At 62.4% G+C, this 25,809-nt stretch carries 22 protein-coding genes; all 22 read left to right on the top strand.

The features are described 5' to 3' along the window. Positions 1 to 204 precede the first annotated feature (204 nt). The 22 genes from FQP90_RS19930 (at position 205) to dnaE (ending at position 25,789) form a co-directional block, all read left to right on the top strand. Positions 205 to 573 carry a DUF3040 domain-containing protein gene (locus FQP90_RS19930; protein WP_144652804.1) on the top strand — a complete coding sequence of 123 codons (369 nt, stop codon included), beginning with the start codon at positions 205 to 207 and terminating at the stop codon, positions 571 to 573. A gap of 464 nt (positions 574 to 1,037) precedes the next feature. Beyond that, positions 1,038 to 1,469 carry a division/cell wall cluster transcriptional repressor MraZ gene (mraZ, locus tag FQP90_RS19925; RefSeq protein WP_144652803.1) on the top strand — a complete coding sequence of 144 codons (432 nt, stop codon included), beginning with the start codon at positions 1,038 to 1,040 and terminating at the stop codon, positions 1,467 to 1,469. 166 nt (positions 1,470 to 1,635) lie between these two features. Then, a complete protein-coding gene (gene rsmH, locus FQP90_RS19920; RefSeq protein ID WP_144652802.1) occupies positions 1,636 to 2,634 on the top strand; it encodes a 16S rRNA (cytosine(1402)-N(4))-methyltransferase RsmH in 999 nt (332 codons plus the stop codon). Then, positions 2,631 to 3,293, top strand: a complete 663-nt coding sequence (locus tag FQP90_RS19915) for a hypothetical protein (protein WP_144652801.1) — start codon at positions 2,631 to 2,633, stop codon at positions 3,291 to 3,293. Before rsmH ends, FQP90_RS19915 begins: the two co-directional genes overlap by 4 nt. Positions 3,294 to 3,335: 42 nt before the next feature. Next, on the top strand, positions 3,336 to 5,132 hold the full coding sequence (locus FQP90_RS19910; RefSeq protein ID WP_144652800.1) for a peptidoglycan D,D-transpeptidase FtsI family protein: 1,797 nt from the start codon (positions 3,336 to 3,338) through the stop codon (positions 5,130 to 5,132). Positions 5,133 to 5,235: 103 nt separating this feature from the next. After that, positions 5,236 to 6,870 carry a UDP-N-acetylmuramoyl-L-alanyl-D-glutamate--2,6-diaminopimelate ligase gene (locus FQP90_RS19905; RefSeq protein WP_144652799.1) on the top strand — a complete coding sequence of 545 codons (1,635 nt, stop codon included), beginning with the start codon at positions 5,236 to 5,238 and terminating at the stop codon, positions 6,868 to 6,870. A 6-nt stretch (positions 6,871 to 6,876) separates the two neighbouring features. Continuing rightward, on the top strand, positions 6,877 to 8,367 hold the full coding sequence (locus FQP90_RS19900) for a UDP-N-acetylmuramoyl-tripeptide--D-alanyl-D-alanine ligase (RefSeq protein WP_144652798.1): 1,491 nt from the start codon (positions 6,877 to 6,879) through the stop codon (positions 8,365 to 8,367). Further along, the gene (gene mraY / locus FQP90_RS19895) at positions 8,364 to 9,473 is read left to right on the top strand and encodes a phospho-N-acetylmuramoyl-pentapeptide-transferase (protein ID WP_144652797.1); all 1,110 of its coding nucleotides are present in this window, start codon (positions 8,364 to 8,366) and stop codon (positions 9,471 to 9,473) included. The genes FQP90_RS19900 and mraY overlap by 4 nt, the downstream gene beginning before the upstream one ends. Further along, positions 9,455 to 11,044, top strand: a complete 1,590-nt coding sequence (murD, locus tag FQP90_RS19890) for a UDP-N-acetylmuramoyl-L-alanine--D-glutamate ligase (RefSeq protein WP_144652796.1) — start codon at positions 9,455 to 9,457, stop codon at positions 11,042 to 11,044. Before mraY ends, murD begins: the two co-directional genes overlap by 19 nt. Positions 11,045 to 11,046: 2 nt before the next feature. Next, on the top strand, positions 11,047 to 12,348 hold the full coding sequence (ftsW, locus tag FQP90_RS19885; protein WP_144652795.1) for a putative lipid II flippase FtsW: 1,302 nt from the start codon (positions 11,047 to 11,049) through the stop codon (positions 12,346 to 12,348). 6 nt (positions 12,349 to 12,354) lie between these two features. After that, positions 12,355 to 13,470, top strand: coding sequence for an undecaprenyldiphospho-muramoylpentapeptide beta-N-acetylglucosaminyltransferase (murG, locus tag FQP90_RS19880; RefSeq protein ID WP_144652794.1), 1,116 nt, complete (start codon positions 12,355 to 12,357; stop codon positions 13,468 to 13,470). After that, the gene (gene murC, locus FQP90_RS19875; RefSeq protein ID WP_144652793.1) at positions 13,467 to 14,837 is read left to right on the top strand and encodes a UDP-N-acetylmuramate--L-alanine ligase; all 1,371 of its coding nucleotides are present in this window, start codon (positions 13,467 to 13,469) and stop codon (positions 14,835 to 14,837) included. Before murG ends, murC begins: the two co-directional genes overlap by 4 nt. After that, positions 14,830 to 15,753 carry an FtsQ-type POTRA domain-containing protein gene (locus FQP90_RS19870; protein WP_144652792.1) on the top strand — a complete coding sequence of 308 codons (924 nt, stop codon included), beginning with the start codon at positions 14,830 to 14,832 and terminating at the stop codon, positions 15,751 to 15,753. The genes murC and FQP90_RS19870 overlap by 8 nt, the downstream gene beginning before the upstream one ends. Before the next feature lie 215 nt (positions 15,754 to 15,968). Then, positions 15,969 to 17,189, top strand: a complete 1,221-nt coding sequence (gene ftsZ, locus FQP90_RS19865) for a cell division protein FtsZ (RefSeq protein WP_011774419.1) — start codon at positions 15,969 to 15,971, stop codon at positions 17,187 to 17,189. 25 nt (positions 17,190 to 17,214) lie between these two features. Beyond that, entirely contained in the window at positions 17,215 to 17,928 is a 714-nt protein-coding gene (locus FQP90_RS19860) for a polyphenol oxidase family protein (protein ID WP_144652791.1), read from the top strand. Continuing rightward, positions 17,921 to 18,676 (top strand): YggS family pyridoxal phosphate-dependent enzyme, encoded by a 756-nt coding sequence (locus FQP90_RS19855; RefSeq protein WP_144652790.1) that lies wholly within the window; start codon positions 17,921 to 17,923, stop codon positions 18,674 to 18,676. Before FQP90_RS19860 ends, FQP90_RS19855 begins: the two co-directional genes overlap by 8 nt. An 85-nt stretch (positions 18,677 to 18,761) precedes the next feature. Next, complete coding sequence (locus tag FQP90_RS19850; RefSeq protein ID WP_026542515.1) at positions 18,762 to 19,298, top strand: cell division protein SepF; 537 nt, start codon at positions 18,762 to 18,764, stop codon at positions 19,296 to 19,298. Between the two features lie 108 nt (positions 19,299 to 19,406). Then, positions 19,407 to 19,694 carry a YggT family protein gene (locus FQP90_RS19845; protein WP_144652789.1) on the top strand — a complete coding sequence of 96 codons (288 nt, stop codon included), beginning with the start codon at positions 19,407 to 19,409 and terminating at the stop codon, positions 19,692 to 19,694. Between the two features lie 155 nt (positions 19,695 to 19,849). Further along, positions 19,850 to 20,548 carry a DivIVA domain-containing protein gene (locus FQP90_RS19840; protein WP_144652788.1) on the top strand — a complete coding sequence of 233 codons (699 nt, stop codon included), beginning with the start codon at positions 19,850 to 19,852 and terminating at the stop codon, positions 20,546 to 20,548. Between the two features lie 100 nt (positions 20,549 to 20,648). Beyond that, positions 20,649 to 21,257 (top strand): signal peptidase II, encoded by a 609-nt coding sequence (lspA, locus tag FQP90_RS19835; protein WP_144652787.1) that lies wholly within the window; start codon positions 20,649 to 20,651, stop codon positions 21,255 to 21,257. Beyond that, on the top strand, positions 21,250 to 22,176 hold the full coding sequence (locus tag FQP90_RS19830) for an RluA family pseudouridine synthase (RefSeq protein ID WP_144652786.1): 927 nt from the start codon (positions 21,250 to 21,252) through the stop codon (positions 22,174 to 22,176). Before lspA ends, FQP90_RS19830 begins: the two co-directional genes overlap by 8 nt. A 55-nt stretch (positions 22,177 to 22,231) precedes the next feature. Continuing rightward, on the top strand, positions 22,232 to 25,789 hold the full coding sequence (gene dnaE / locus FQP90_RS19825; protein WP_144652785.1) for a DNA polymerase III subunit alpha: 3,558 nt from the start codon (positions 22,232 to 22,234) through the stop codon (positions 25,787 to 25,789). Positions 25,790 to 25,809 lie beyond the last annotated feature (20 nt).

Below are 25,809 nucleotides of genomic sequence, written 5' to 3'. Positions count from 1 at the left end.
TCTTTCAGATCGGCCTCGGACAAACTATTCTATTTATTACAGAGATTTAGATCGTCTGGACAAACTGTTTCCTGAACAGTCGGCCCTGAGATGCCCACTGAACCCAGAGGGAATTTTGGGAACGATTTTCTTGGTCCGATCGTTTTGGTAACAGACGCACAGGACGCGTTTTGTCCAGACGCTGGCTGACTAAAGGAGGTCGCGATGCCCCTCTCGGAGCATGAACAGAAGCTGCTTGAGCAACTTGAGAAGCAACTTCATGAGGACGATCCGAAGTTTGCCAACACCATGGGTTCGGATCCCATCCGCAGCTGGTCCACCCGGCACGTCATAATCGGCGTACTAGGCGCGATTGCCGGCATACTCCTCCTGCTTGTTGGCGTGTCCATGCAGGCGATACCTGTTGGCGTCCTGGGGTTTGTTGTCATGGGCGCAGGCGTGTATTTCGCCACACTGCGGGGCGCGGCGTTCGGCAAGGCAAACAAGGGAAAGCCCGGTAAGGCCAAGTCGAAGAGTTCCTTCATGAGCAGCTTGGAAGAGCGCTGGGACGAACGGCGCCGCGACGACAATTGACGGACCACGAAGGTTTCGTAGCGCACAACGGACGAGCATCCTGAATCAGTCACGCTCCTGAAGCTCTTCAGGGGATAACGAAAGACCCGCCTTGCGGGTCTTTTCGCGTTTAAGCGTAGTTTCCCCCCATCGCCGCAGAACCCCACTTCCCACCATTCACTCCACTTTCCGCCACCCAGGTCCCGTTTCCGCCACCCAGGTCCCGGAGTCGCGCCGTCCGCTGGCCGCGCAGCAGTTCCCAGCGGAAGGAGTGGCTATTCGGTCCCCGGCCTATGCACCCTCCCTCCACTTCGCCCCACGGCCGAGAAATCCGCGCGGATTCAGGGCGCTTGATTCTCAAAGTGGTGGAGAAACGCCTTCGATTGCGTTGACTGTGGGGCGTTGTGGAGTAAAGTGGAGTGCATAAGAGGGTAGTGGCAGCGTTGGGTATGTGCGGGCACCTTGACTGAGGGGCGGTGGGGCCAGTGTTTTTGGGTACTCACTCGCCGCGTCTCGATGAAAAGGGCCGGATCATACTTCCCGCCAAGTTCCGTGAGGAGCTTGCCGATGGATTGGTCCTCACCAGGGGGCAGGAACGCTGCATCTACGTCTTCAGCCAGAAGGAATTCGAACGCATTCACGAGTCGATGCGGGAGGCGCCATTGTCTTCCAAGCAGGCTCGTGACTACATCCGGGTTTTCCTGTCCGGGGCCTCTGACGAAGTACCTGACAAGCAGGGGCGAGTGACGATTCCTCCGGCGCTACGGGCATATGCAGGCCTTGGCCGGGAGCTGGCAGTTATTGGTGCCGGAACCCGGGCGGAGATCTGGGATGCCGAAGCTTGGAATGAGTACCTCAACGAGAAGGAAGCAGCCTTCTCGGAAACGGATGACGACAATCTGCCCGGGTTCATCTAACCGGTCGGAGGGAGCAGTAGTCCCGCTTCTTGAATGGGATCTCCAGCCGCCCATCGAACAGTCTTCCTGGCTCAACTTCCCCTGAGCCAGGCCGACCGAACGATAGGCGCGGATGGGGATCCGATTCAAGAAACAGCATGCAAGCGATTAGGAAAGAGGAGGCAGCGTGGAAGAGCAGGACGCGGCAAGGCCCACATCGGAACGCCACGTACCCGTCCTCAAAGACCGCTGCATCAATTTGCTTGCCCCTGGTTTCGAAGCAGCCAGGAAGCGTGGCGAGACGCCAGTGGCCATCGATGCCACGTTGGGTATGGGAGGCCATTCCGAGGCCATGTTGCAGCGATTCCCGGACCTTCATCTGGTGGGCATTGACCGCGATGAGGAAGCCCTCGCCTTGGCTGGCGCCCGCTTGGAACCGTTCTCGGCAAGGACCGACCTCGTTCATGCGGTCTACGACGAGATCGAGGACGTCCTGGCGGATCTGGGTATTCCTGAAGTCCACGGCATCCTCATGGACCTGGGTGTGTCCTCCCTGCAGCTGGATGAGCGCGAACGTGGATTCGCCTACTCTTACGATGCTCCCCTCGACATGCGCATGGACACCAGCCGCGGGCAAACCGCGGCCGATGTGGTCAACAACTACAGCGAAGACGAGTTGGTGCGCATAATCCGCAAGTGGGGCGAAGAAAAGTTTGCCGGGCGGATCGCCAACCGGATAGTCAACGCCCGGGCAGACAAACCGTTCGCAACCACAGGGGAGCTGGTGGAACAGATCCGCAGCGTTGTTCCCGCTGCTGCTGCTAAGAGCGGCGGACACCCTGCCAAGCGGACGTTCCAGGCGTTGCGGATTGAGGTCAACGAGGAACTCGATGTCTTGGAACGTGCAGTTCCGGCGGCTGTGGCAGCCACAGGCATGGGCGGGCGGATCGTGGTGATGTCCTATCACTCGCTGGAGGACAAGATCGTCAAGTCGGTCTTCCAGGCCGGATCCAAATCCTCTGCTCCGCTCGGGTTCCCCGTTGAGCTCGAGGAGCACAAACCTGAACTAAAGACCATTACCAAGGGCACGGAAGTGCCGACGGCAGCAGAGATAGCCGAAAACCCACGCGCGGCGTCTGCCCGCTTGAGGGCCGTGGAGCGCATCAAACCGAGGAGAGACGCATGAGCAACGCCGCAGCGAAGACATTGCCCTCCGTGGTGGGCAACACCGCCCGCGCTCTTCCGGCTCCTGCAGGAAGGCCCGACACCGGTCGAAAGTCCCGCACACCGCTGTCCGTTGTGCGAAGTGCACCGGGTAAGCGAAGGACACCATTCGTCGTACTGTGCTTCGTGGCCATGGCGGCCGCCCTTCTGACGGTCCTCGTCTTGAACATCTCAGTCTCGACGGCCCAGTACCAGCTGGTGCAACTGAAAGCCGAGGCCGCGACCCTCAACAAGGAAAACCAGGACCTGACACAGAGGAAGCAGAACTTCGAAGCTCCCCAGAATCTGGCAGCGAAGGCTGCAGAATTGGGGATGGTACCTTCCACTGTTAAAGGCCAGATCGACCTCAATACCATGGCAGTTACCGGAAAGGCGACGCCTGCGGTCAAGGGAGACAACCCCGGCGCCCAGTTGGCCCCGCCTGCCGTGGCGGGCATGCTCGATGTGGTGCCGTCGGTGACTACCAAGGATCCGTTGGAGAACCTCAAGCCCGTCACTCCGGTTGCACCGGTCACGCCGGCGGCCCCGGCCGGAACGCCGTCGGCCCCGGCATCAGCACCGCCGGTTGAACTCAACGGAGGGTCAGTCCCGGCCCCCCAGCAAAAGGCACCAGGGCAGTAGTCCATCAGTCCACTGAAGCAAGGCCAGCAGCAAGGAATCAACGTGGCGCAGAACCCCGGCAAATCGAAAAAGACGAAGACGCCGGCGGCAAGAAAGCGGTTGCGGGTTGGCCTCGGCATCATGCTGACGCTGCTGCTGGTGGTGGGCGGAAAGCTCTTCATGGTCCAGGGCCTGGACGTCGGCGGTATGGCTGAGGCTGCGTTGGCCAAGCGCCTGACGCCAATGGTCCTCCCCGCAGAGCGTGGAAAGATCGTCGATGCAAACGGCACCGTTCTTGCCAGCAGCGTCATCCGCTACAACCTCGTGGTGGACCAAGTGCTGAACACCAACACCCCCACCTTCAAGCGGTACAACGAAAAGACGGAGGAGATCGAGGAGATCTCCAGGGACCAGGGAATTTCGGAGCTCGCCGCGCTGCTGGGCTCGGACGTGGAGAAGATCCGCGAGGCAGTGACCGGCGACAAGAAGTACTTCGTGGTGGCCAAGGACGTCAAGCCCGAACTGGAGGACCGGATCTCCAAGCTCAATATCCCCGGTATTGTTCCGGAGGGTGTCAGCAAACGCGTGTACCCCAACGGCAGTGTGGCCGGCGGGGTGGTGGGTTTCCTCCAGGACGGTACCACTGGGCAGGCGGGCATCGAGCAGACGCAGGACGAGATTCTCCGGGGCACGGAAGGCAAGCGTGTCTTCGAGATCGGAGCCGATGGCCTCAGAATTCCGGTGGCCACTGATGAGCTGACACCCGCTGTGGATGGCAGCGACGTAAAGCTGACCCTCAACACGGACATCCAGTATTTCGCGCAGCAGGCCATCCAGAGCCAAGTGAACAAGATGAACGCCGAATGGGGCTCCATCATTGTGATTGACACCAAGACCGGCAACCTCGTGGCCCTCGCGGACACCAACTCACCTGATCCCAACGACCCCGGCAAGGTGGACGCCAAGGACCGTGGAGTGCGCTCCGTAACGGCAGCCTACGAGCCCGGTTCCGTTCAGAAGATGATTACCGCTGCTGCGGCCATCGAAGAGGGAAAGTCCTTCCCCCTGGACCATTTCACCATTCCGACGTCCTACACCATCGACGGCCAGACGTTCACCGACGCATTCGAGCATGGCACTGAGGAACGTACCCTCGCGGGCATCCTGGGATGGTCCATGAACACCGGCACGGTGATGGTCGGCAGCCGGCTCACCAAGGAGCAGCGCTACGATTGGTTGAAGAAATTCGGCATCGGCGAGCAGACGGACATCGGCCTGCCCGCCGAAGCGACGGGCATCCTCGCCAAGCCAGATCAATGGGATGAGCGCCAGCAGTACACGGTGCTTTTCGGGCAAGGTGTGTCGCAGTCCACGCTGCAAACAGTGCGGGCCTTCCAGTCGATTGCCAATGACGGCGTGATGCTGCAGCCCAGGCTTATCGACAGCTACATCACTCCCGATGGTGGGGAGCAAAAAGTTCCGGCAAAAGACTCCCGCCAGGTGGTGTCCAAGGAAACGGCCCAGCAGGTGCGGGACATTCTGGAAAGCGCTGTGACCGAGGGCCAGATCAAGGATGCCGCCATCGACGGTTATCGCGTGGGCGCCAAGACGGGAACGTCACAGGCTCCCCGTGAGGACGGACTGCCCGGGTTCGACGGCTACACCGCCTCCATGGTGGGTATGGCACCCATGGACGACCCCCGTTTCATCGTCGAGGTCGTCTTACAGCGCCCCAAGGGAAACATCTACGGCGTCACCAATGGGCCGGTGTTCCGGTCCGTCATGTCGCAGGTCCTGCGGACCTACAATGTGCCGCCATCCACGGGGACACCCGCGCGGTTGCCCCAGTTCGTCAAGTAAGCTTCTTGGGCGTCTGTTTCGGCCTAAAAGTAGATCCACCACTAACGGCCCGGGCGCCGCTGGCCCCCAGCCGGTCGTTTCACGAGCACCAACGGAGAACCACGTGTCAGAGCACAATGAGGCAGCTGTCAATGCCACGACGACGGACGCCGGCCGGTCCGGCTTCCGTCCAGAGTCTGTGGCTGCGGTGTCCTTGGCCACCATTGCCGAAACGCTGGGCATTGCAGCTCCGGACGGCAGCCACCACAAGGGAGTGACGGGCATAACGCTCAACTCCAGGGCTGTCGAAGCCGGCGACCTCTATATGGCCTTGCCGGGCGCTTCTCGCCACGGTGCCGACTTCGTTCCGCAAGCCATCGACGCCGGTGCGGTCGCCGTCGTCACGGACGACGCCGGAGCGCGCCAGCTCGCCCTGGCCGGTGAGCAGCCGGTTCCGGTACTCATCGTCGAGGAGCCTCGTGCCGCCGTCGGGCGCTTGGCCGCATTGATTTACCGCAGCCAGCCTGCGGATGGCGGCTTCCCGTCGCTGTACGGCGTCACCGGCACCAACGGAAAGACCACCACCACCTACTTCATCAACTCGCTGCTGCGAGCCCTCGGCAAGACCGCCGGGCTTATTGGAACCATCGAGATTGTTGCCGGCGGCGAGCCCATCCCGAGTCTCTTGACCACGCCGGAGTCCACGGACGTCCATGCTTTGCTTGCCCTGATGCGTGAACGTGGGCTGGACGCGGCTTCCATGGAAGTTTCGTCCCATGCGATCTCTTACCACCGCGTGGACGGAGTGATGTTCGACGTTGCAGGCTTTACGAACCTCACACGAGACCACCTTGACCTGCACGGCAGCATGGAGGAGTACTTCCGAACCAAGGCAGAACTTTTCACTGCCGGCCGGGCACGGCACGCTGTGGTTACAGTTGACGACGACTGGGGGCGCAAGCTGGCGGAGGTGGCAGACATCCCGGTGACAACCCTCTCGGCAAAGGACGGCACCGACGCCCACTGGCGTGTGGCTTCCGTGTCGGCGCGCGGGCTGGGTTCGGAATTCGAACTCAGGCACGCGGACGGCAGGACGTTGCGCGTCCACACCGGCCTGCCGGGCGACTTCAATGTGGCCAACGCTGCGTTGGCCACCATCATGGTCCTGGCGTCGGGCGTGGAGATGGCGACGCTGCAGGCTGCTTTGGACGCCCATGACCCTTTCACCGTCGCAGTGCCCGGACGCATGCAGCTGGTCTCCACCGAACCGGCGTCGGTGGTTGATTTTGCCCACAATCCTGATGCCTTGGCGCGCGCCCTGGAAGCCGTTCGTTCCCCCGTGGAGGGTTCCCGGGTCATTGTGGTCTTCGGAGCGACGGGCCAGCGCGACCAAGGCAAGCGGCCCACCATGGGAGCCATCGCCGCACGTTTGGCTGACGTCGTGATCATCAGCGATGACGATCCCCACGATGAAGATGCTGCGGCTATTCGCGCCGATGTCCTGCAGGGCGCAGAGGCGGCGCGGGAATCTGAGCACCTGACCAGCCAGATCATCGAGTCCCACCCGAGGGATGCCGCCATCCGGTTGGCCGTCGAGATGGCCACTGCCAAGGACACGATCCTCATCGCCGGACGCGGCCACGAGGTGTGGCAAGAGGTTAAAGGGGTTAACTTGGCCTTGGATGACAGGGTTGAGTTGCGTGCCGCCTTGACATCCAAGGGATTCAGCGTTTCAACGGACCAGCGGATAGAGTCCTAAACCGAGATGATTGCACTAACTGCGGCGGAGATCGCCAACATCACCCATGGCCGATTGACCGGAGATACGGACATCGTCCCGACCTCTGTCGTCACTGATTCACGGGAAGCGACACCAGGTTCGCTGTACGTGGCCAAACCCGGCGAGAACGCCGACGGCCACGACTTCATGGACGCCGCTTTCGAACGTGGTGCCGTTCTGGCCCTCGCCGAACGCGAAGTGGCCGATGCCCACGGCAGCCCCTATCCCGCCGTCGTGGTTGACGACGCTGTCCTCGCCATGGGTGCGTTGGCAGCCGAAGTCGTCCGCCGCATCCGTGCTGTCCGGACGCAACGCGGCGAGGATTTTACCGTCATCGGCATCACCGGGTCCGCAGGCAAAACCACCACCAAGGACCTGCTTGCCGGCATACTGTCCACGGCGGGCGCTACTGTGGCGCCCCAGGGTTCCTACAACGGTGAGGTGGGTGTCCCGCTCACGGTTTTTGCCGCTGATGCCGATACCCGCTTCCTTGTCATCGAGATGGGCGCCACCGGCTTGGGCCATATCAAATACCTCGCAGAGATGGTCAAGCCGGACATCGGCGTGGTCCTGGTGGTTGGTACGGCGCACGCCGGGGAATTTGGCGGCGTGGAGAATATCGCCAAGACCAAGGGTGAACTGGTGGAAGCCCTTAGCGAACATGGCACCGCCGTGATCAACCTCGACGATGGCCGCGTGGCTGCCATGCGCTCCCGAACCAAAGCCAAGGTCCTCGGGTTCACGGCCTCGCCCGCCACCACTGAGGAAGTGGAAGCCCGCAACGTGGTGGTCAACTCCCAGGGCTACCCTGACTTCGACCTCATACTGCCCGACGGCGGCCCTGCAGTTCAGGTGCGAAGCCGCCTGATAGGCGGCCATCATGTGACCAATCTGTTGGCGGCTGCGTCGGCCGCGTTCGCGGCCGGCATCCCGGCAGCAGACATCGCCTCCTCGCTCAGCTCCCAGTCGGCGGCCAGCCGTTGGCGCATGGAGCGGATCGAGCGCGCTGACGGCGTCACCATCATCAACGATGCCTTCAATGCGAACCCGGAATCCATGCGGGCAGCCCTTCGTACCCTGGCCGATCTCGGCCAAGGCAGAAGGACCTGGGCTGTCCTGGGAGCCATGCTCGAACTGGGGGAGGACTCCATCCGCGAGCACACCGCGGTAGGCACCCAAGTGGTGCGGCTGAACATCTCCAGGCTGGTGGTGGTGGGCCGCGAGGCCCGTGCCCTCTACGTATCCGCCATCCAGGAAGGCTCCTGGGGCGATGAGTGTTCGTTCACCGAAACGGTGGATGAGGCATACGAACTCCTGCAGAAGGAACTGGAACCCGGCGACCTGGTCCTGTTCAAGTCCTCAAAGCGCGTCGGGCTAAGGCACCTGGGTGATCGGATAGCATTACCTCCACGGGCCGAGCCCACCGGAGAGAACGCGGCCGAAGACGCCGCAAGCGAAGGGAACGAGCTGCTGTGATTGCACTTTTGATCGGCGCCGGCGTCGCCCTTCTGGTGGCCTTGATAGGGACACCCCTGTTCATCAGGTTCCTCGTGGCTAAAAGCTACGGGCAATTCATCCGCGACGACGGACCAACCTCGCATCACACCAAGCGCGGCACGCCAACCATGGGCGGAACCGTGGTGGTTGCGGCCGTGCTCATCAGCTACTTCGTGACGCACCTGATCATGTGGATGATGAACCCCCGGTCTCCCGGGCCGTCCGCGTCCGGGCTCCTGCTGCTTTTCCTGATGGTCGGTATGGGCTTTGTGGGCTTCCTTGACGACTACATCAAGATCTCGAACAAGCGCAGCCTGGGGCTCAACGCCCGCGCAAAGCTGATCCTTCAGGCGGCCGTTGGCATTATCTTTGCGGTCTTGGTCCTGCAGTTCCCCAACGAGGACGGACTGCGTCCCGCATCAACGCAGATCTCGCTGGTTCGTGACATTCCCTGGTTGGATCTGGCCTTCGGCGGCACCGTGGTTGGCGCCATCCTGTTCGTGCTGTGGTCCAACCTGATCATCACCGCCGCCACCAACGGCGTAAACCTGACCGACGGGCTGGATGGCTTGGCCGCGGGCGCGTCCATCATGGTCTTCGGTGCCTACACCATCATGGGAATCTGGCAGAGCAACCAGGCGTGCGGTTCGCCGCGCCAGGCCGGCGGAGGGTGCTACCAAGTCCGTGACCCCATGGATCTTGCGCTGCTGGCTGCCATCCTCAGTGCGGCATTGGTGGGGTTCCTCTGGTGGAACACTTCGCCCGCCAAGATCTTCATGGGTGACACAGGTTCGCTGGCCATCGGAGGCGCCGTGGCTGCATTCGCCATCCTGTCGCGCACTGAACTCCTGCTGGCCTTCATCGGCGGCCTCTTCGTCCTGATCACTTTGTCCGTGATTATCCAGGTGGGCTTCTTCAAGCTCAGCGGCGGTAAACGTGTCTTCAAGATGGCACCACTTCAACACCACTTTGAACTCAAGGGTTGGGCGGAAGTCACCGTAGTTGTCCGCTTCTGGATTCTGGCCGGTCTCTTCGTGGCCGCCGGCCTGGGAGTTTTCTACGCTGAATGGGTGGTGCTGCTGTGAACGCAACCCCGGAGACACCAACAACGTCCGCCGAAAGGCTCAAGGACCTTACAAGCTGGGATGCTGACTGGAGGGGCCTGCGCGTCGTCGTCACAGGGATTGGCCTGTCCGGCTTCTCCGCGGCGGACACGCTGATCGAGCTTGGTGCCAAGGTGGTGGTGGTGGACGCCGCCACCACCACCAAGGCCGAAGCCCAAGCCGACACCCTGAAGATCGTGGGTGCCGTTGATGTGTTGCTCGGGGCGGAGGCAGTCAATGCCCTTCCCTTGATCGACGGTGCCTTGCCGGAGCTGGTGGTCACCTCGCCGGGATGGCGGCCCGACCAAGCCCTCCTGGCAGCTGCCAAGCGTAAGCACATAGCCGTCTGGGGCGACGTGGAACTGGCATGGCGGCTTCGGGTCCGTGCGGGACGCAAGACGGCCGATTGGCTCACGATTACGGGTACCAACGGCAAGACCACCACAGTAGGCATGACCGAATCCATGCTGCAGGCTGCCGGGCTCAAGGCAATCGCGGTCGGCAACGTCGGCACCCCTATCCTGGACGCCCTTCGGGACCCGGTCGACTACGACGCGTTCGCTGTTGAGCTCTCCAGCTTCCAGCTGCACTGGAGCCACTCGTTGTCCCCGGTGGCAAGCGTCTGCCTCAACGTTGCTGAAGACCATGTGGACTGGCACGGGTCCTATGCCTCATACCTTGCCGACAAGGCCAAGGTGTACGAGAACACGCAAAAGGCTGCCATCTACAACGCCGAGCAAATCGAAACCGAACGCATGGTTGAGAACGCGGATGTTGTGGAAGGGTGCCGGGCCATCGGGTTCACCACCAACACTCCGGCCATCAGCATGCTCGGGGTGGTTGACGGCCTGCTGGTGGACCGCGCCTTCATTGCCGAGCGCAAGGACTCTGCCGCGGAACTGGCTGCCATGACCGATCTTGGTCCCGTGGCACCGCGCCATATGGTGGCCAACGCCCTGGCGGCTGCGGCACTGGTCCGCGCCTATGGGGTTGAGCCTGCTGCCGTGAAACAGGGCTTGGCAAATTTCCTTCCGGGGGCCCACCGTATCCAGCTGGTGGCCAACCAGAACGACATCCTGTGGATCAATGACTCCAAGGCAACGAATCCGCACGCAGCATCCGCTGCGCTGTCCGCGTTCCAGCAGGTGGTGTGGATTGCCGGTGGGCTTTCCAAGGGCGTCAACTACGACGACCTGGTCAAGGAACATACATCCAGGCTGAAAGCCGTGGTGCTGATCGGAACCGACACGGAGGCGCTTGAAGGCTCCCTCCAGCGACACGCACCGGATGTCCCCGTGATAGCACCGCCCAAGGGCGACACTGAAGAGGTGCAGACCGCAGCCGGTAACGCAGCATCGCCGATCTATGGCGAGACCATCATGGCCCAGGCCGTGGCATCGGCAGCCGGCGTGGCAACCGCAGGCGATACCGTCCTGATGGCACCCGCTGCTGCATCCATGGATCAGTTCTCTTCCTACGCTCACCGTGGCGATGCTTTTATCCAGGCAGTTCGCGAGCTTGTGGAAGGGCAGGCAACGACCACCGAGGAGTAACAATGGTCAGCACGCCCACCCGCACCCGCGGCAAGGATCCCCGGGACGGGAAACCCAAGGCCACGCCGACGGCGGACAAACAGCCTTCCGGGCTCCGCAGGCACCTGCGCGGCTTCTGGGACGGCCTTGAAGGCAAGGGCTCAGCTCCCAACAGTTCCACCTACTACCTCATTCTTGGTTGTGCCCTGGCCTTGACAGCCATCGGCATCATGATGGTGTTGTCGGCCTCCAGTGTGGAAGCGATCTCCGAAGGCAAGTCGCCCTACGCGGATGCCCTCAAGCAGGCCATGTTCGGCGTCATCGGCCTCGTTGGCATGTACGTGATCTCACGGACCAACGTGAACTGGATGAAGAGGTTGTCGTGGTGGGCGCTCGGCGCCGTCATTGTCCTCCTCGTCCTGGTCCAGGTCATGGGTAACAGCGTCAATGGCAACAAGAACTGGATCGACATCGGCGGAGTGACGCTCCAGCCTTCCGAGACGGCCAAACTCATTCTCTGTGTTTGGATTGCCGCGGTACTGGCGCGCAAGCAGAAACTCCTCAACCGCTGGTGGCATGTGATCATCCCCGTGGTGCCGGGCGCAGGCCTCGTCATTGGCCTCGTGATGCTCGGAAACGACCTTGGAACCGTGATCGTCATTGCCGCCATCACAGCGGCGGGCCTCTACTTTGCGGGCGTGCCCGGACGGATGCTGGCCATTGCCGGTGCCGTGGGAGTGGTGGGCGCCGTGCTGGGCACCATCAGCAGTGCCAACCGGATATGCCGCATCACCTCCTGGCTCGGGACGGCGTCCGCATCATGTACCGAGCAGTTCGATTTCGACTTCCAGTCCACCAACGGCATGTACGGGCTGGCGCAAGGAAGCTGGACGGGGCTGGGCCTGGGCCAGAGCCGACAGAAATACAACTGGTTGCCGGAAGCCCACAACGACTTCATCTTCGCCATCATCGGCGAGGAACTTGGCTTGGTGGGGACCATTGTGGTCTTGGTGCTTTTCGCGATTCTTGGCATCGCCATCTTCCGTGTGGTGGTCCGGCAGACGGATCCGTTCCAGCGCACCCTTGCGGGTGGAATCATGGTGTGGCTGCTGGGCCAGGCAAGCATGAACATGGCGGTGGTGACCCAGTTGCTTCCGGTGGTCGGTGTGCCGCTGCCCTTCATCTCCTACGGTGGCTCTGCACTCGTGATGTCGCTGTGCGGGGTGGGCGTAGTGTTGTCCTTGGCCCGCGGCCAACTGCCACCGCAGCAGCGTTCAGGGTTCCTTCCGCGCCTCATGTCCAAGACCGCACGAAAGCGTAAATAGCACTTCATGACTTTTGACTCCAACGCGTCCAAGCCTTTGTCCGTCGTCCTGGCCGGCGGCGGAACCGCCGGGCATATCAGCCCGCTGTTGGCCATCGCCGACGCCATCAAGGACAAGCGTCCGGACGCTGCCATCCTGACTGTTGGCACGCCGTCGGGCATGGAAACGCGGCTCATCCCGGCCGCCGGCTACGAGCTCGCCACCATCGACCGGGTTCCGTTTCCGCGACGACCCTCCGTAGACCTCCTGAAGCTTCCCGGACGACTGAGTGGAGCGGTACGCCAGGCCCGGCGCATCCTGGAGGAAGCGCAGGCTGATGTCCTCGTGGGGGTGGGCGGCTATGTCTGCACACCCATGTACCTTGCTGCCCGGAAACTCGGGATTCCCATCGTTATCCATGAAGCCAACATGAAGGCCGGCCTCGCCAACCGCGTGGGCGCCCGGTTCAGCAACTACGTTGCTGTGGCGTTTGCCGGAACACGGTTGCGGGGAGCACGCCACGTGGGCATGCCCATGCGCCGGGCCATCTCCGGCCTCGACCGGGCCAAGGCTGCACCTGCGGCCAAGTCCCTGTTGGGGTTGGATCCGGAAAGGCCGGCTTTGATCGTCACGGGAGGCTCGTCCGGGGCGTTGAGCATCAATCGTTCCATAGCGGCCGCACTTCCGGCTCTGGCAGCTGCCGGAGTCCAAACCCTGCACATTACGGGCAACGGGAAGTCTGTCCTCAATGACGACGGCGAACTGCTGGCTGCCGACGGCTATCGCCAGGTTGAGTACGTGGACGGGATGGAGAGCGTCTACGCAGCTGCCGATGTGCTTCTGGCCCGCGCGGGTGCTGGAACCGTCAGCGAAGCAGCGGCGGTAGGAGTTCCGGCCGTGTTCGTGCCGCTGCCGATCGGAAACGGGGAGCAGGCACTGAACGCGGCTCCGTTGGTGAACGCCGGTGGCGCTCTCCTGGTGGACGATAAGGACCTCAGCCCGGAATGGCTCGAAAGCGAACTCATTCCACTGCTGTCCGACCACGGCAGGCTCCGCGAAATGGCCCGCAAGTCCGAGGCCCTCGGTATCAGAAACGCCGATCAGCGCATGGCTGATCTTGTCTTGGAAGCGGTAAACGCATGACCACCAGCATCGCCCCCCTCGAATCCCTGGGACGCGTCCACTTCATTGGCATCGGCGGAGTGGGAATGTCCGCCGTCGCCCGGATCATGGTGGCGCGGGGTGTCCCTGTCAGCGGAACGGATGGCAAAGACTTGCCGGTCATGCACGACCTCGCTGCGGCTGGTGCGCGCATAGCCGTGGGATACGACGCAGAAAACCTGGGCGATGCGCAGACGATCGTGGCCGGCTCGGCCATCCGCGCCGATAACCCGGAGCTCACGGCGGCGCGGGCTGCAGGACTGCCCGTGTTGCACCGGTCCGAAGCCCTGGCTGCCACTATGGCCGGTCACCGGGTGGTTACAGTGGCGGGTACGCACGGTAAGTCCACCACCACCTCCATGATCGCCGTCCTGCTCAAGGAAGCAGGCGTTGATCCCTCTTTTGCCATTGGAGCGAACGTCCCGGCTCTCGGTGTGAACGCCGCGCACGGGGCTTCGGACATCTTCGTTGCCGAGGCCGACGAGTCGGATGGTTCCTTCCTCAACTATCGGCCGCTGATCGCCGTCGTCACCAACGTCGAGGCCGACCACCTGGACCACTATGGAACTCCCGAAGCAGTCTTTGCCTCGTTTGACAGCTTCGCGGCCCTGCTGCCGCCCGAAGGTATTCTCCTGGTTTGCGCCGATGATGCCGGCGCCCGCGCGCTGGCGGACCGTACTGGTTCGAAGGGAACCACCCGGGTACTGACGTACGGAACAGCGGACGACGCCGACATCCGGCTTCACGACGCTGGTCCAGGAGATGTCTCGGTGGCTGTCGCGGGCGAAGTCCACCGGCTCGAACTGCAGGTACCCGGGCGCCACAATGCCCTGAATGCGGCAGCGGCGTTCGCGGTCGCCGTCGAACTCGGGGTGGCACCTGATGCCGCAGCAGCGGCGTTGGCCCACTTTACAGGGGCCTCGCGGCGGTTTGAACTCAAAGGCCAGGGCAGGGGAGTGCGGGTCTACGACGACTACGCCCACCACCCCACGGAAGTTCGGGCGGCACTCTCGGCGGCGCGTTCAGTCGCGGCCGGCAACAAAGTGCATGTCCTCTTCCAACCGCACCTGTTCTCGCGCACCCGTGAATTCGCCGACGAGTTTGCGGAGGCCCTGAACTCAGCGGACACGGCTCTGGTCCTGGACATCTATCCGGCCCGCGAAGATCCCATTCCGGGGGTCACCAGTGCATTGATCGCCGATCATTTGTCCACGGGCCGCCTTGTTTCCGCAGACGAAGCCGTGAGGGCAATAGCCACAGTCGCAGGCGAAGGTGACGTGGTCCTGACAGTGGGCGCGGGAGACGTTACTGCGTACGGACCCGTGATCGTGGAGGCGCTGGGTGGCTAGTACCCGCAAGCCGACGTATAAACCGGCCACGGATACGGGCCAGCCGACCGCCGGCCGCCCCCGGAGCAAAGACTCCGGGACCGTCATCAGCGCCCAGCGTTCCCTTGAACCTGGAGTGACGCCAGCAGTTAAATCAACAGGTTCCGCCAATCCGGTAGACAAAAATTCGAAGTCCGGCAAGGCAACTCCACCGGGCAACGTCATTGCCTTTCCGGAGCCAAAGGGAAAACGCCAGCGGAGGCTGGTGCTGTGGACGATTTCCATCGTCGCGGCGTTTGTTGCGGCGCTCATCGCCGGTGCCGTGTATTCGCCGGTCCTCGCAGTCCGGACCGTCACTGTGGACGGAACCACCCTGTTGACTCCTGATGCCGTGCAGAAGGCTCTCTCGGAGCTGGAAGGCAAGCCACTGCCCCAGGTCAGCGAGCAGGAGATCAACGAGCTCCTGAAGCCTCTGGTCCAAGTTCGGTCGGCCACTATGGAGGCGCGGCCACCTTCGGAATTGTTGGTTCATGTCAACGAACGTGTTCCGGTAGCGCTGCTGAAACAGGGCGACTCTTTTGTCATGGTTGACGTGGACGGCGTTCAGCTCGGTGCCACCAAGGACCAGTCCGCGGTGGCCCTGCCGTTGATCGACGCCGGCGCGGGTGCGACCAACACGGAGCTCTTCAAGGCAATTGCTGCTGTCCTGGACACCTTGCCGGCCGACGTACTGGCCAGGATGTCCACCGCTTCGGCAGCCTCCGCGGATGCGGTGGAGCTCAAACTGGTGGACGGAAAGACGGTAGTGTGGGGCAATGCCGAGGACAGGGAATTGAAGGCGAAGGCACTTGAAGCGCTGCTCAAGATGCCAGCAGATCCGAAGGTTCCCGTGCGTGTCTACGACGTCAGCGTCCCACGGCATCCATTCACCAAATAAGCAGTTTGAGAACGTAACCTCCGGCCGTCGGTGGCCTTATTTCGCGACAATCACACGACACGCGCAAGCGGTCATTGCATGTGCGAACCATAGGAAATACCGTCGCAGTAGAGTTACTTGACATAACTATAACCTTCAACTAGAGGGTTAAGGTCCAAGAATTCAAGTTGGACTCGATCAGTTTCGCTATAGGACACAAGCAAGGGGCACGAAACGTGGCAGCACCGCAGAATTACTTGGCCGTCATCAAGGTCGTCGGCATCGGCGGCGGTGGCGTGAACGCAGTCAACCGCATGATCGAGGTCGGCCTTCGGGGCGTCGAGTTCATCGCCATCAATACTGACGCGCAGGCGCTGCTCATGAGCGACGCCGACGTCAAGCTTGACGTCGGACGTGAACTCACGCGTGGACTCGGAGCCGGCGCCAACCCCGAAGTCGGCAAGCAGGCCGCCGAGGACCACGCCGACGAGATCGAAGAAGTTCTCCGCGGCGCTGACATGGTCTTCGTCACGGCCGGCGAAGGCGGTGGCACCGGTACCGGTGGCGCCCCCGTGGTGGCGCGCATCGCGCGTTCCCTGGGTGCGCTGACCATTGGTGTGGTGACCCGTCCGTTCACCTTCGAAGGCCGCCGCCGTGCAGGTTCCGCCGAAGCCGGCATTGACGCGCTTCGCGACGAAGTCGACACCCTGATCGTCATCCCCAACGATCGCCTCCTGTCCATCAGCGATCGCAACGTCTCCGTCCTGGACGCTTTCCGCTCCGCGGACCAGGTGCTCCTCTCCGGCGTGCAGGGCATCACCGACCTGATCACCACCCCGGGCTTGATCAACCTCGACTTTGCCGACGTCAAGTCGGTCATGCAGGGTGCAGGATCAGCCCTGATGGGCATCGGTTCCGCCCGCGGTGAAGACCGTGCGGTCAAGGCTGCCGAACTTGCCATCGCCTCCCCGCTCCTGGAGGCCTCCATTGACGGCGCCCACGGTGTCCTGCTCTCCATCCAGGGTGGTTCGGATCTCGGCCTGTTCGAAATCAATGAAGCAGCCCGACTGGTGCAGGAAGTGGCGCACCCCGAGGCCAACATCATCTTCGGTGCGGTCATTGACGACGCCTTGGGCGATGAGGCCCGTGTGACGGTCATTGCTGCAGGTTTCGACGACGTCAAGGCAACCTCGCCCTCCATGGACCAGTCGCGTCCGGCGCAAAACCCAGTGCCCTCGGATCGTCCGGCTGCACCGAGCAGCGCACCTTCCAGTGCCGCTGCACCCCAGCACGCGACGGCAGGTATCGGTGCCGCGGGCTTGAGCAATTGGGGTCAGCAGCGCCCGTCCGCGCTGCCTGCTGACTCGGGCTTCGACGTCGACCTTCCGGCCGTGGTGGAGCCCGACCTGTCGGGTAGTCGCTCGGACGACCTCGACGTCCCCGACTTCCTGAAGTAAGCCGCGTTCGGAGAGTCAGTTCCTGGTGTTTTGGTGGCGCAATGAAGTTCGGCCCGGCGTTTCTGTAGCCTTCACGGATGCAGGCGCCGGGAACCTGGCTCTCCACGTAGGGGACAACCCTGAGCAAGTGAGCGCACGGCGAACCCGCCTCGCGCACGCGGCGGGGTTGGGTGCGCGGCAGTTCCAATACATGAATCAAGTCCATGGCAACACCGTGGAGTTCATCGCTGCCATTGGGCCCGGACCCACTGCCGACGCCATGGTTTCAGCTGCCACGGATTCCCCGGGGGCGGCGCAGCCGTTGGCTGTCATGGTGGCCGATTGCGTGCCCGTGGTGTTCGCAGGCGTGGACGCCAACAATGACCCCATCATTGCCGTGGCCCACGCGGGACGCCCCGGCGTTGCTTCGGCCATCGTGGGGGCCACTGTCGCTGGAATGCGTAGCCGCGGCGCCGTGGACATCAGCGCCTGGCTGGGTCCTTCAATTTGCGGTTCCTGCTACGAGGTGCCGGAACAACTGCGTACCGACGTCGCGGCGAAAGTCCCGGCCACCTGGTCCACCACGTCGTGGGGGACTCCCGCCCTGGACCTGCCCGCGGGTGTGCGGGCGCAATTGGCTGCATTGGATGTTCCTGTGGCTTATGCGGGGGAGTGCACCCTCGAAAATGATTCCCTTTTCTCTTACCGGCGCGAGTCCCGCACCGGTCGATTCGCAGGTTTGGTGTGGACGCATGACTAGCACTGGACACGACCACCGGCCGCAGGCTGCCGGTGGCGATGCCCGTACCGCTGAGCTCGCTGGGCGGCTGGAGGTGGTCAGGAGCCGGATCGAGGCAGCGGCGGCCGCTGCCGGACGAAGTGACGTCCCGCAGTTGATCGTCGTGACCAAGTTTCATCCGGCTGCCGACGTCCGCCGCTTGGCTGCACTTGGCGTTGGCGACTTCGGTGAGAACCGCGACCAGGAAGCAGCGTCCAAAACCGCGGAGCTGGCCGACCTTGAAGTGCGATGGCATTTCATCGGGCAGCTTCAAAGCAACAAGGCAAAGTCCGTTGCCAAGTATGCGGCGTCCGTCCAGTCGATTGATCGGCCCCAGCTTGTTGACGCGTTGTCCAAGGCCGTCGCCCGGGAGCAGGATTCTACGGGGCGGAGCGACCTTGACTGCTTCGTTCAGGTCAGTTTGGAGGACGACGCCGGTGCGCACCGCGGCGGTGCCGCTCCGGCCGACGTGGAACTGCTTGCAGCCAGGATCGAGTCGGCCATTGGCCTGCGGTTGGCAGGGCTGATGGCCGTGGCACCCCTCGGTGCCGATCCTGAGGCGGCATTCAACAAGCTGGCCGCAATTTCAGAGGCGCTCCGCGTGGCGCATCCGGCTGCTGCCGGCATCTCCGCCGGAATGAGCCAGGACCTGGAAGCAGCCGTGAAGTTCGGGGCGACACACCTGCGAATTGGCTCCGATATTCTGGGTTCGCGTCCGGCCGTGGGGTAGCGTCAAAGTATTGGAATGACGGGCCGGGGTTCCAATATGTCAAGTCATGGCGGCCCGCCTACTGCAGAAACGATAGGAGTGCACCATGGCTGGCGCTCTGCGCAAGACAATGATCTATCTTGGGCTCGCCGACGGCGATGAACACTACGAATCTGAGCAGGCCGTCGCCTCGCACCACGACGAAGAACGCCCCCAGGCACAGGAACGGGAAGAGCGCCGGGCGCCTGCTCCCGTCCGGGAAGTTGTCCGTGAAATGCCCACTGTTGATGCCGAAGAGGAATACCGCGCACCCGTGACACCCATCAAGCGTGCGGCGTCCAGCCGCGAAGATGCCTCGGGCCTGAGGCAGATCACCACCGTTCATCCCCGTTCGTACAACGATGCCAAGGTCATCGGTGAAAGCTTCAGGGATGGCATTCCGGTCATCATGAACGTCACCGACATGGGAGAAGCCGACGCCAAGCGCCTTGTGGACTTCTCGGCCGGGTTGGTCTTTGGCCTGCATGGGAGTATCGAAAGAGTGACCAATAAGGTCTTCCTGTTGTCGCCGTCGTACGTCGAGGTCATCGGAGATGACAAGAAGGCCAGCGAAACGCAGGCCAGCTTCTTCAACCAGAGCTGACACCAGATTTTTTCGCGGATGCCAGGCGGGTCAACCTGCCTGGCATCTGTGTTGCAATAGTAGGGACCGATCGGCATTCCGGAACAAGTGGGAGATCTGAGCTAACTCGTGGGCATTGTTTTCGGCCTTATCTATATTGTGTTGTTGCTGTTCTTCATTGCCTTGATCATCCGACTCATCTTTGAGTGGGTGCAGATGTTCGCCCGCCAGTGGCGTCCGCGGGGTGTGGCATTGGTAACAGCCCATGTGGTCTACTCCGTGACGGATCCTCCGCTGGGGAGGCTCCGCAAACTGATACCGCCCCTCCAGCTGGGTGGAATTTCCTTGGACTTGGGGTTCCTGATCCTGATTGTTGTAGTTGTAATCGCCATGAACGTGGCTGGCGGCTTGGCATAGCTGCCCGCGGAACCCGGACCACCGATGGTCCAAAGGCCGCAAATTCTCCAATTCAACACGATGGTGTTGAATTGGAGGAACCAGATGATATTTAGGTACCGTAGTTTTGAACGGCCGGAAGGCCTACTGACTAACTAGACCAACGAGGTGACCAGATGGCTTTGACGCCAGAAGACGTTGTCAACAAGCGCTTTCAGCCGACCAAGTTCCGCGAAGGCTACGACCAGGACGAGGTAGACGACTTCCTCGACGAGATCGTGGTGGAACTTCGCCGCTTGAACCAGGAGAATGACGAACTTCGCAAGAAGCTCGGCGAAGCCGGTTCGGCTGTGCCTGCTGCAACTGCTGCGGCTCCGGTCGTCGAGAAGGTTCCGGCCCCGGTCAAGGTCGACAAGGAAGCTGAGGCCAAGGCGGAAGCCGAGGCCAAGGCTGCCGAAGCTGCCAAGAAGAAGGAAGCCGAGCAGGCCGCCGCTGCCGCTGCTGCTGCAAAGGCTCCCGCTGCAAGCAACGGTGTCACCCCCTCCGCTGAATCCGCTGCAGGACTGCTGGCCATGGCTCAGCAGATGCACGACAAGCACGTTTCGGACGGCGCGCAGCAGAAGGAAAAGATCATTGCCGAGGCTCAGATCGAGGCTTCCAGCCTCGTCAACGATGCCCAGGAAAAGTCCCGCAAGATCCTTGGTGCCCTCGAGCAGCAGCGCTCCGTTCTCGAGCGCAAGGTGGAACAGCTCCGCGGCTTCGAGCGCGACTACCGCTCCCGCCTGAAGGCTTACATCGAAGGCCAGTTGCGCGACCTCGACGCCCGTGGTTCCGTCGCTGCCCCTGAGGTCGGCGAAGCTACCGCAGACGTTTAGCAAGTATTCTGAAAGCCGGTGGCTGAGGACTCCTCGGCCGCCGGCTTTTGCTGTTAACTACCCTGATGGCAAACCTCCACGCTTCACGAATGAAAGCACTATGACCGACGACTTAACCGATGACGCCTCGCAGCCGGAGCCAACCGTCCGCCGCAAGTGGCGTCCGGCCATGCTCTGGCTTTTTGCCGGCTTCGCCGTGTTCGCCTACGCCTTTGACCAGCTCACCAAGCTCTGGGTGACCAGCACCATGACGGAGGGTGAACGCATTCCGGTGCTGCCCCCGTTGCTGCACTGGTACTACATCCGGAACTCCGGGGCGGCGTTCTCCATTGGGGAAAACGTGACGTGGGTTTTCACTATCGTCATGGCTGCCGTATCGGTGGCAATCCTCTTCCAGTTGCGACGTCTGGGCTCGGCCTGGTGGGCGCTGTCCCTTGGCCTGCTTCTGGGCGGGGCGCTGGGCAACCTGACCGACCGCCTGTTCCGGGAGCCGTCCTTCGCCATGGGCCACGTGGTGGATTTCATCCAATTGCCCAACTTCGCCATCTTCAACATCGCGGACTCGGCGGTGGTGTCCGGCGTCGTCATTATCTGCCTCCTCACCCTTCGCGGCATCGGCATGGATGGAAAGCGCCAATCAGCGGCGGCCAAACCAGCCAGTGATGCCAAGCCTGCTGCCGGATCCGCGGGGGAGACTGCCGGTGAGTAACACGCTGGTGATTCCCGAAGAACTGGCCGGGGTGCGCGCCGATGCCGGCCTGGCGCAACTGCTGGCCATCTCCCGCTCGGCGGCAGCGCTGCTGATTGCTGAAGGAAACGTGACCAGCGGCGGTGTGGCACTCGGCAAGTCGGCAAAGCTCGTGGCCGGCGCAGTACTGGACGTTACTGTTCCCGAGCGGCCGGACCCCTTGGAAGTCGTGGAGGAAGTTGTGGAAGGCCTGAAGATCCTGCTGGATGACGAGGAATTCGTTGTCATCGACAAGCCCGTGGGGGTTGCAGCGCATCCCTCGCCAGGCTGGGTGGGACCAACGGTGGTCGGTGGCCTCGCCGGGGCCGGGTACAGGATTTCGACGTCCGGAGCACCCGAGCGTGCAGGCATCGTGCACAGGCTCGACGTCGGGACCTCCGGCGTCATGGTGGTGGCGAAGACCGAGCATGCCTACACGGTCCTGAAGCGCGCTTTCAAGGAACGCACCGTGGACAAGGTGTACCACGCTGTGGTCCAAGGACTGCCCGATCCGCTTGAAGGCACCATCGATGCCCCGATCGGACGCCACCCGGGCCACGACTGGCGTTTCGCCGTGATCGAGGACGGACGGCCATCAGTAACGCACTACGAGGTGCTGGAAGCGTTCGGCAAGGCCACCTTGGTGGAGGTTCACTTGGAGACCGGCCGTACCCATCAGATCCGAGTCCATTTCTCGGCCTTGCGGCACCCCTGTGCTGGAGATCTCACGTACGGGGCCGATCCCCGGCTCGCGGCAACACTGGGGCTCACAAGGCAATGGCTGCACGCCCGCCAGCTCGGGTTCACTCACCCCCGAACCGGTGACTGGGTGGAGGTCAGCAGTGACTACCCTGCCGATCTCCAGTACGCCCTGGATCTGCTCGCAACCGGCTCTGCATAGGGGCCTCGCCGTCCGGGTCCGCTTCCTGTCGGACCCGGGACGGTAGACTGTCGTGGTGACTTCCAGCAATGATTCGTTCGTCCACCTGCACACCCACACCGAGTACTCCATGCTGGATGGAGCGGCCAGACTGGGTGAGTTGTTCGACGAAACCGAGCGGCTGGGAATGCCCGCGCTGGCCACCACGGACCACGGCTATTTGTTCGGCGCCTTCGACTTCTGGCGCAAGGCGACTGACAAAGGCATCAAGCCCATCATCGGCGTCGAAGCCTATGTGACGCCGGGAACTGCCCGCGGTGACAAAGAGCGTGTGCGCTGGGGCGACGAAAGCCAGCGCAAGGACGACGTCTCCGGCGGTGGCTCGTACACGCACATGACGCTCCTGAGCTACAACAATGTGGGCATGCGGAACCTGTTCCGGGCATCGTCCATAGCCTCCCTCGACTCTGTGTTCGGTAAGTGGCCCCGACTGGACCGGGAGCTGCTCAACACCTACTCCGAAGGCCTGATCGCCACCACCGGCTGCCCGTCCGGTGAAGTCCAAACCAAGCTTCGTCTTGGCCAGTATCGCGAGGCCGTTGAGGCCGCTGCTGAGTTCCGGGACATTTTCGGGGCGGAGAACTACTTCTGCGAGCTGATGGACCACGGGCTGGACATCGAACGCCGCGTCACAGGAGACCTCCTCCGCCTGGCCAAGGAGCTCAACCTGCCGCTGGTGGCCACCAACGACCTCCACTACACGCACGAACACGATGCCAAGGCCCACGAGGCCCTGCTGGCCATTCAGTCCGGCTCCACCCTCCTTGAACCGACGTATGACAACGGCGGCTCCCGCTTCGCCTTCTCCGGCAGTGGCTACTACCTGAAGTCGCCGCAGGAAATGCGTGAACTGTTCCGCGACCACCCGGAGGCTTGTGACAACACGCTGCTCATCGCTGAGCGTTGCGAAGTCTCGTTCAATACCGGTGCCAACTACATGCCACGGTTCCCCTGCCCGCCAGGGGAGGATGAGACGTCCTGGCTGGTCAAGGAAGTGGATGCCGGCCTCAAGTACCGGTACCCTCAAGGCATTCCGGACAAGGTACGCAAGCAGGCCGACTACGAACTCGGCGTCATCACGTCCATGGGATTCCCCGGCTACTTCCTGGTGGTTGCCGACTTCATCAACTGGGCCAAGAACAACGGGATCCGTGTGGGTCCGGGCCGCGGTTCCGGTGCAGGCTCCATGGTGGCCTACGCCATGCGTATCACCGACCTCGACCCCCTGCAGCATGGCCTGATCTTCGAACGCTTCCTTAACCCGGACCGCGTCTCCATGCCCGACTTCGACGTCGACTTCGATGATCGCCGCCGCTCCGAAGTGATTGACTATGTCACCAAGAAGTACGGCGACGAGCGCGTGGCGATGATCGTCACGTACGGCACTATCAAGACCAAGCAGGCACTCAAGGACTCCTCGCGCGTGCTGGGCTACCCGTTCAGCATGGGGGAGCAGCTGACCAAGGCACTTCCGCCTGCCGTCATGGCCAAGGACATCCCGCTTGCGGATATCCAGAACCCCGAGTCCAAGCGCTACAGCGAAGCCGGAGACTTCCGCCAGCTGATCGCCACCGATCCTGAGGCCGCCAAGGTCTTCGAGACCGCGCTGGGTATCGAGGGCCTGAAGCGCCAGTGGGGTGTCCACGCGGCTGGCGTCATCATGTCCTCGGACCCCATCATCGACGTCATTCCGATCATGCGCCGCTTCCAGGACGGCCAAGTCATCACGCAGTTCGATTATCCGACGTCCGAAGGCCTTGGCCTGATCAAGATGGACTTCCTGGGCCTCCGAAACCTGACGATCATTTCGGATGCCCTGGAAAACATCAAGATGAACCGCGGCGTTGACCTGGACCTGGAAAACCTCGAACTCGACGACGCTGCGTCGTATGAGCTCCTGGCGCGCGGCGATACCCTGGGTGTGTTCCAGCTGGACGGTGGCCCCATGCGGTCCCTGCTCAAGCTCATGAAGCCTGACAACTTCGAAGACATCTCCGCTGTGCTGGCCCTCTACCGGCCTGGGCCCATGGGCGCCAACGCCCACACCGACTACGCCCTGCGAAAGAACGGGATCCAAGAGGTCATCCCCATCCACCCTGAGCTGGAAGAACCGCTCAAGGAAATCCTTGGCGGCACCTTCGGCCTGATCGTGTACCAAGAGCAGGTTATGGCCGTGGCGCAGAAGCTTGCCGGCTACTCACTCGGTCAGGCAGACATCCTCCGCCGCGCCATGGGCAAGAAGAAGAAGTCCGAGCTGGACAAGCAGTTCGCTGGCTTCTCCCAAGGCATGCAGGACAACGGTTACTCCATGGCCGCCGTCAAGACCCTCTGGGACATCTTGCTCCCGTTCTCCGACTACGCCTTCAACAAGGCGCACTCGGCAGCGTACGGGGTAATTTCCTACTGGACCGCCTACTTGAAGGCGCACTATGCCCCGGAGTACATGGCTGCCCTGCTCACCTCGGTGGGCGATGACAAGGACAAGTCGGCCATCTACTTGAACGAGTGCCGCCGTATGGGCATCACGGTTCTTCCGCCGGATGTCAACGAGTCGTCGCTGAACTTCACTCCAGTGGGCACGGACATTCGCTTCGGCATGGGCGCAATCCGTAACGTCGGCGTCAACGTGGTGGATGCCATGGTCTCCGCCCGTACCACGGAGGGCAGCTACACCTCGTTCAAGGACTTCCTCCTGAAGGTGCCCGCGGTGGTGTGCAACAAGCGCACCATCGAATCCCTCATCAAGGCCGGTGCGTTCGATTCGCTCGGCCACCATCGCCGAGCCCTTGCGATGATCCACGAAGAAGCCATCGACTCCGTCATCACCCTGAAGCGCAACGAGGCCATTGGCCAGTTCGACCTCTTCGCAGGGTTCGAGGATCAGGAGCCGGAAGCGTCGCTGACCACCGAAATTCCGGACCTTCCGGAATGGGAGAAGAAGGACAAGCTATCGTTCGAACGGGACATGTTGGGCCTCTATGTGTCCGACCATCCCCTCCAAGGACTCGAGGGCGTCCTCAGCCAGCACGCTGAACAGTCCATAACGTCGATCATCGCGGAAGACGGACCACACGACGGCGCAATAGTCACCATCGCCGGCATGATCACCTCGTTGAGCCGGCGAATCGCGAAGGCCAGCGGCAATGCCTATGCCCGGGCCGAGATCGAGGACCTCGGCGCTTCCATGGAGGTCATGTTCTTCGGTCAGGTCTACGGCCCCATTGCTTCGGTCTTGGCAGAGGACTTGATTGTTGTGGTCAAGGGACGGTTGCAGCGCCGGGATGACGGGGCAGTGACACTGAACTGCATGGAGCTCTCGGTTCCGGACCTCAGCGAAAGCGTGAACGGCCCGGTCGTGATCACCATTCCCACGTTCAAGGCCACGGAATCAGTGGTGACTGACTTGCGCGACGTCCTGCGAACCCACCGTGGAAACTCCGAGGTCCGCCTGAAGCTGATGGGTGACACCAAGGTGGAGGTCATGGGGCTGCCCGTTCATATGCGGGTAAACCCGAGTCCTTCGCTTTTCGGTGATCTCAAGGTGCTTCTGGGTCCTGCGTGCCTGGATAACTAGGAGTTCGGAGCCCGTTCGGG

It is taken from the genome of Paenarthrobacter nitroguajacolicus (genome assembly GCF_007786235.1).
Lineage (GTDB): Bacteria > Actinomycetota > Actinomycetes > Actinomycetales > Micrococcaceae > Arthrobacter > Arthrobacter nitroguajacolicus_A.
This window is presented reverse-complemented; position numbering and strand designations above follow the sequence as displayed.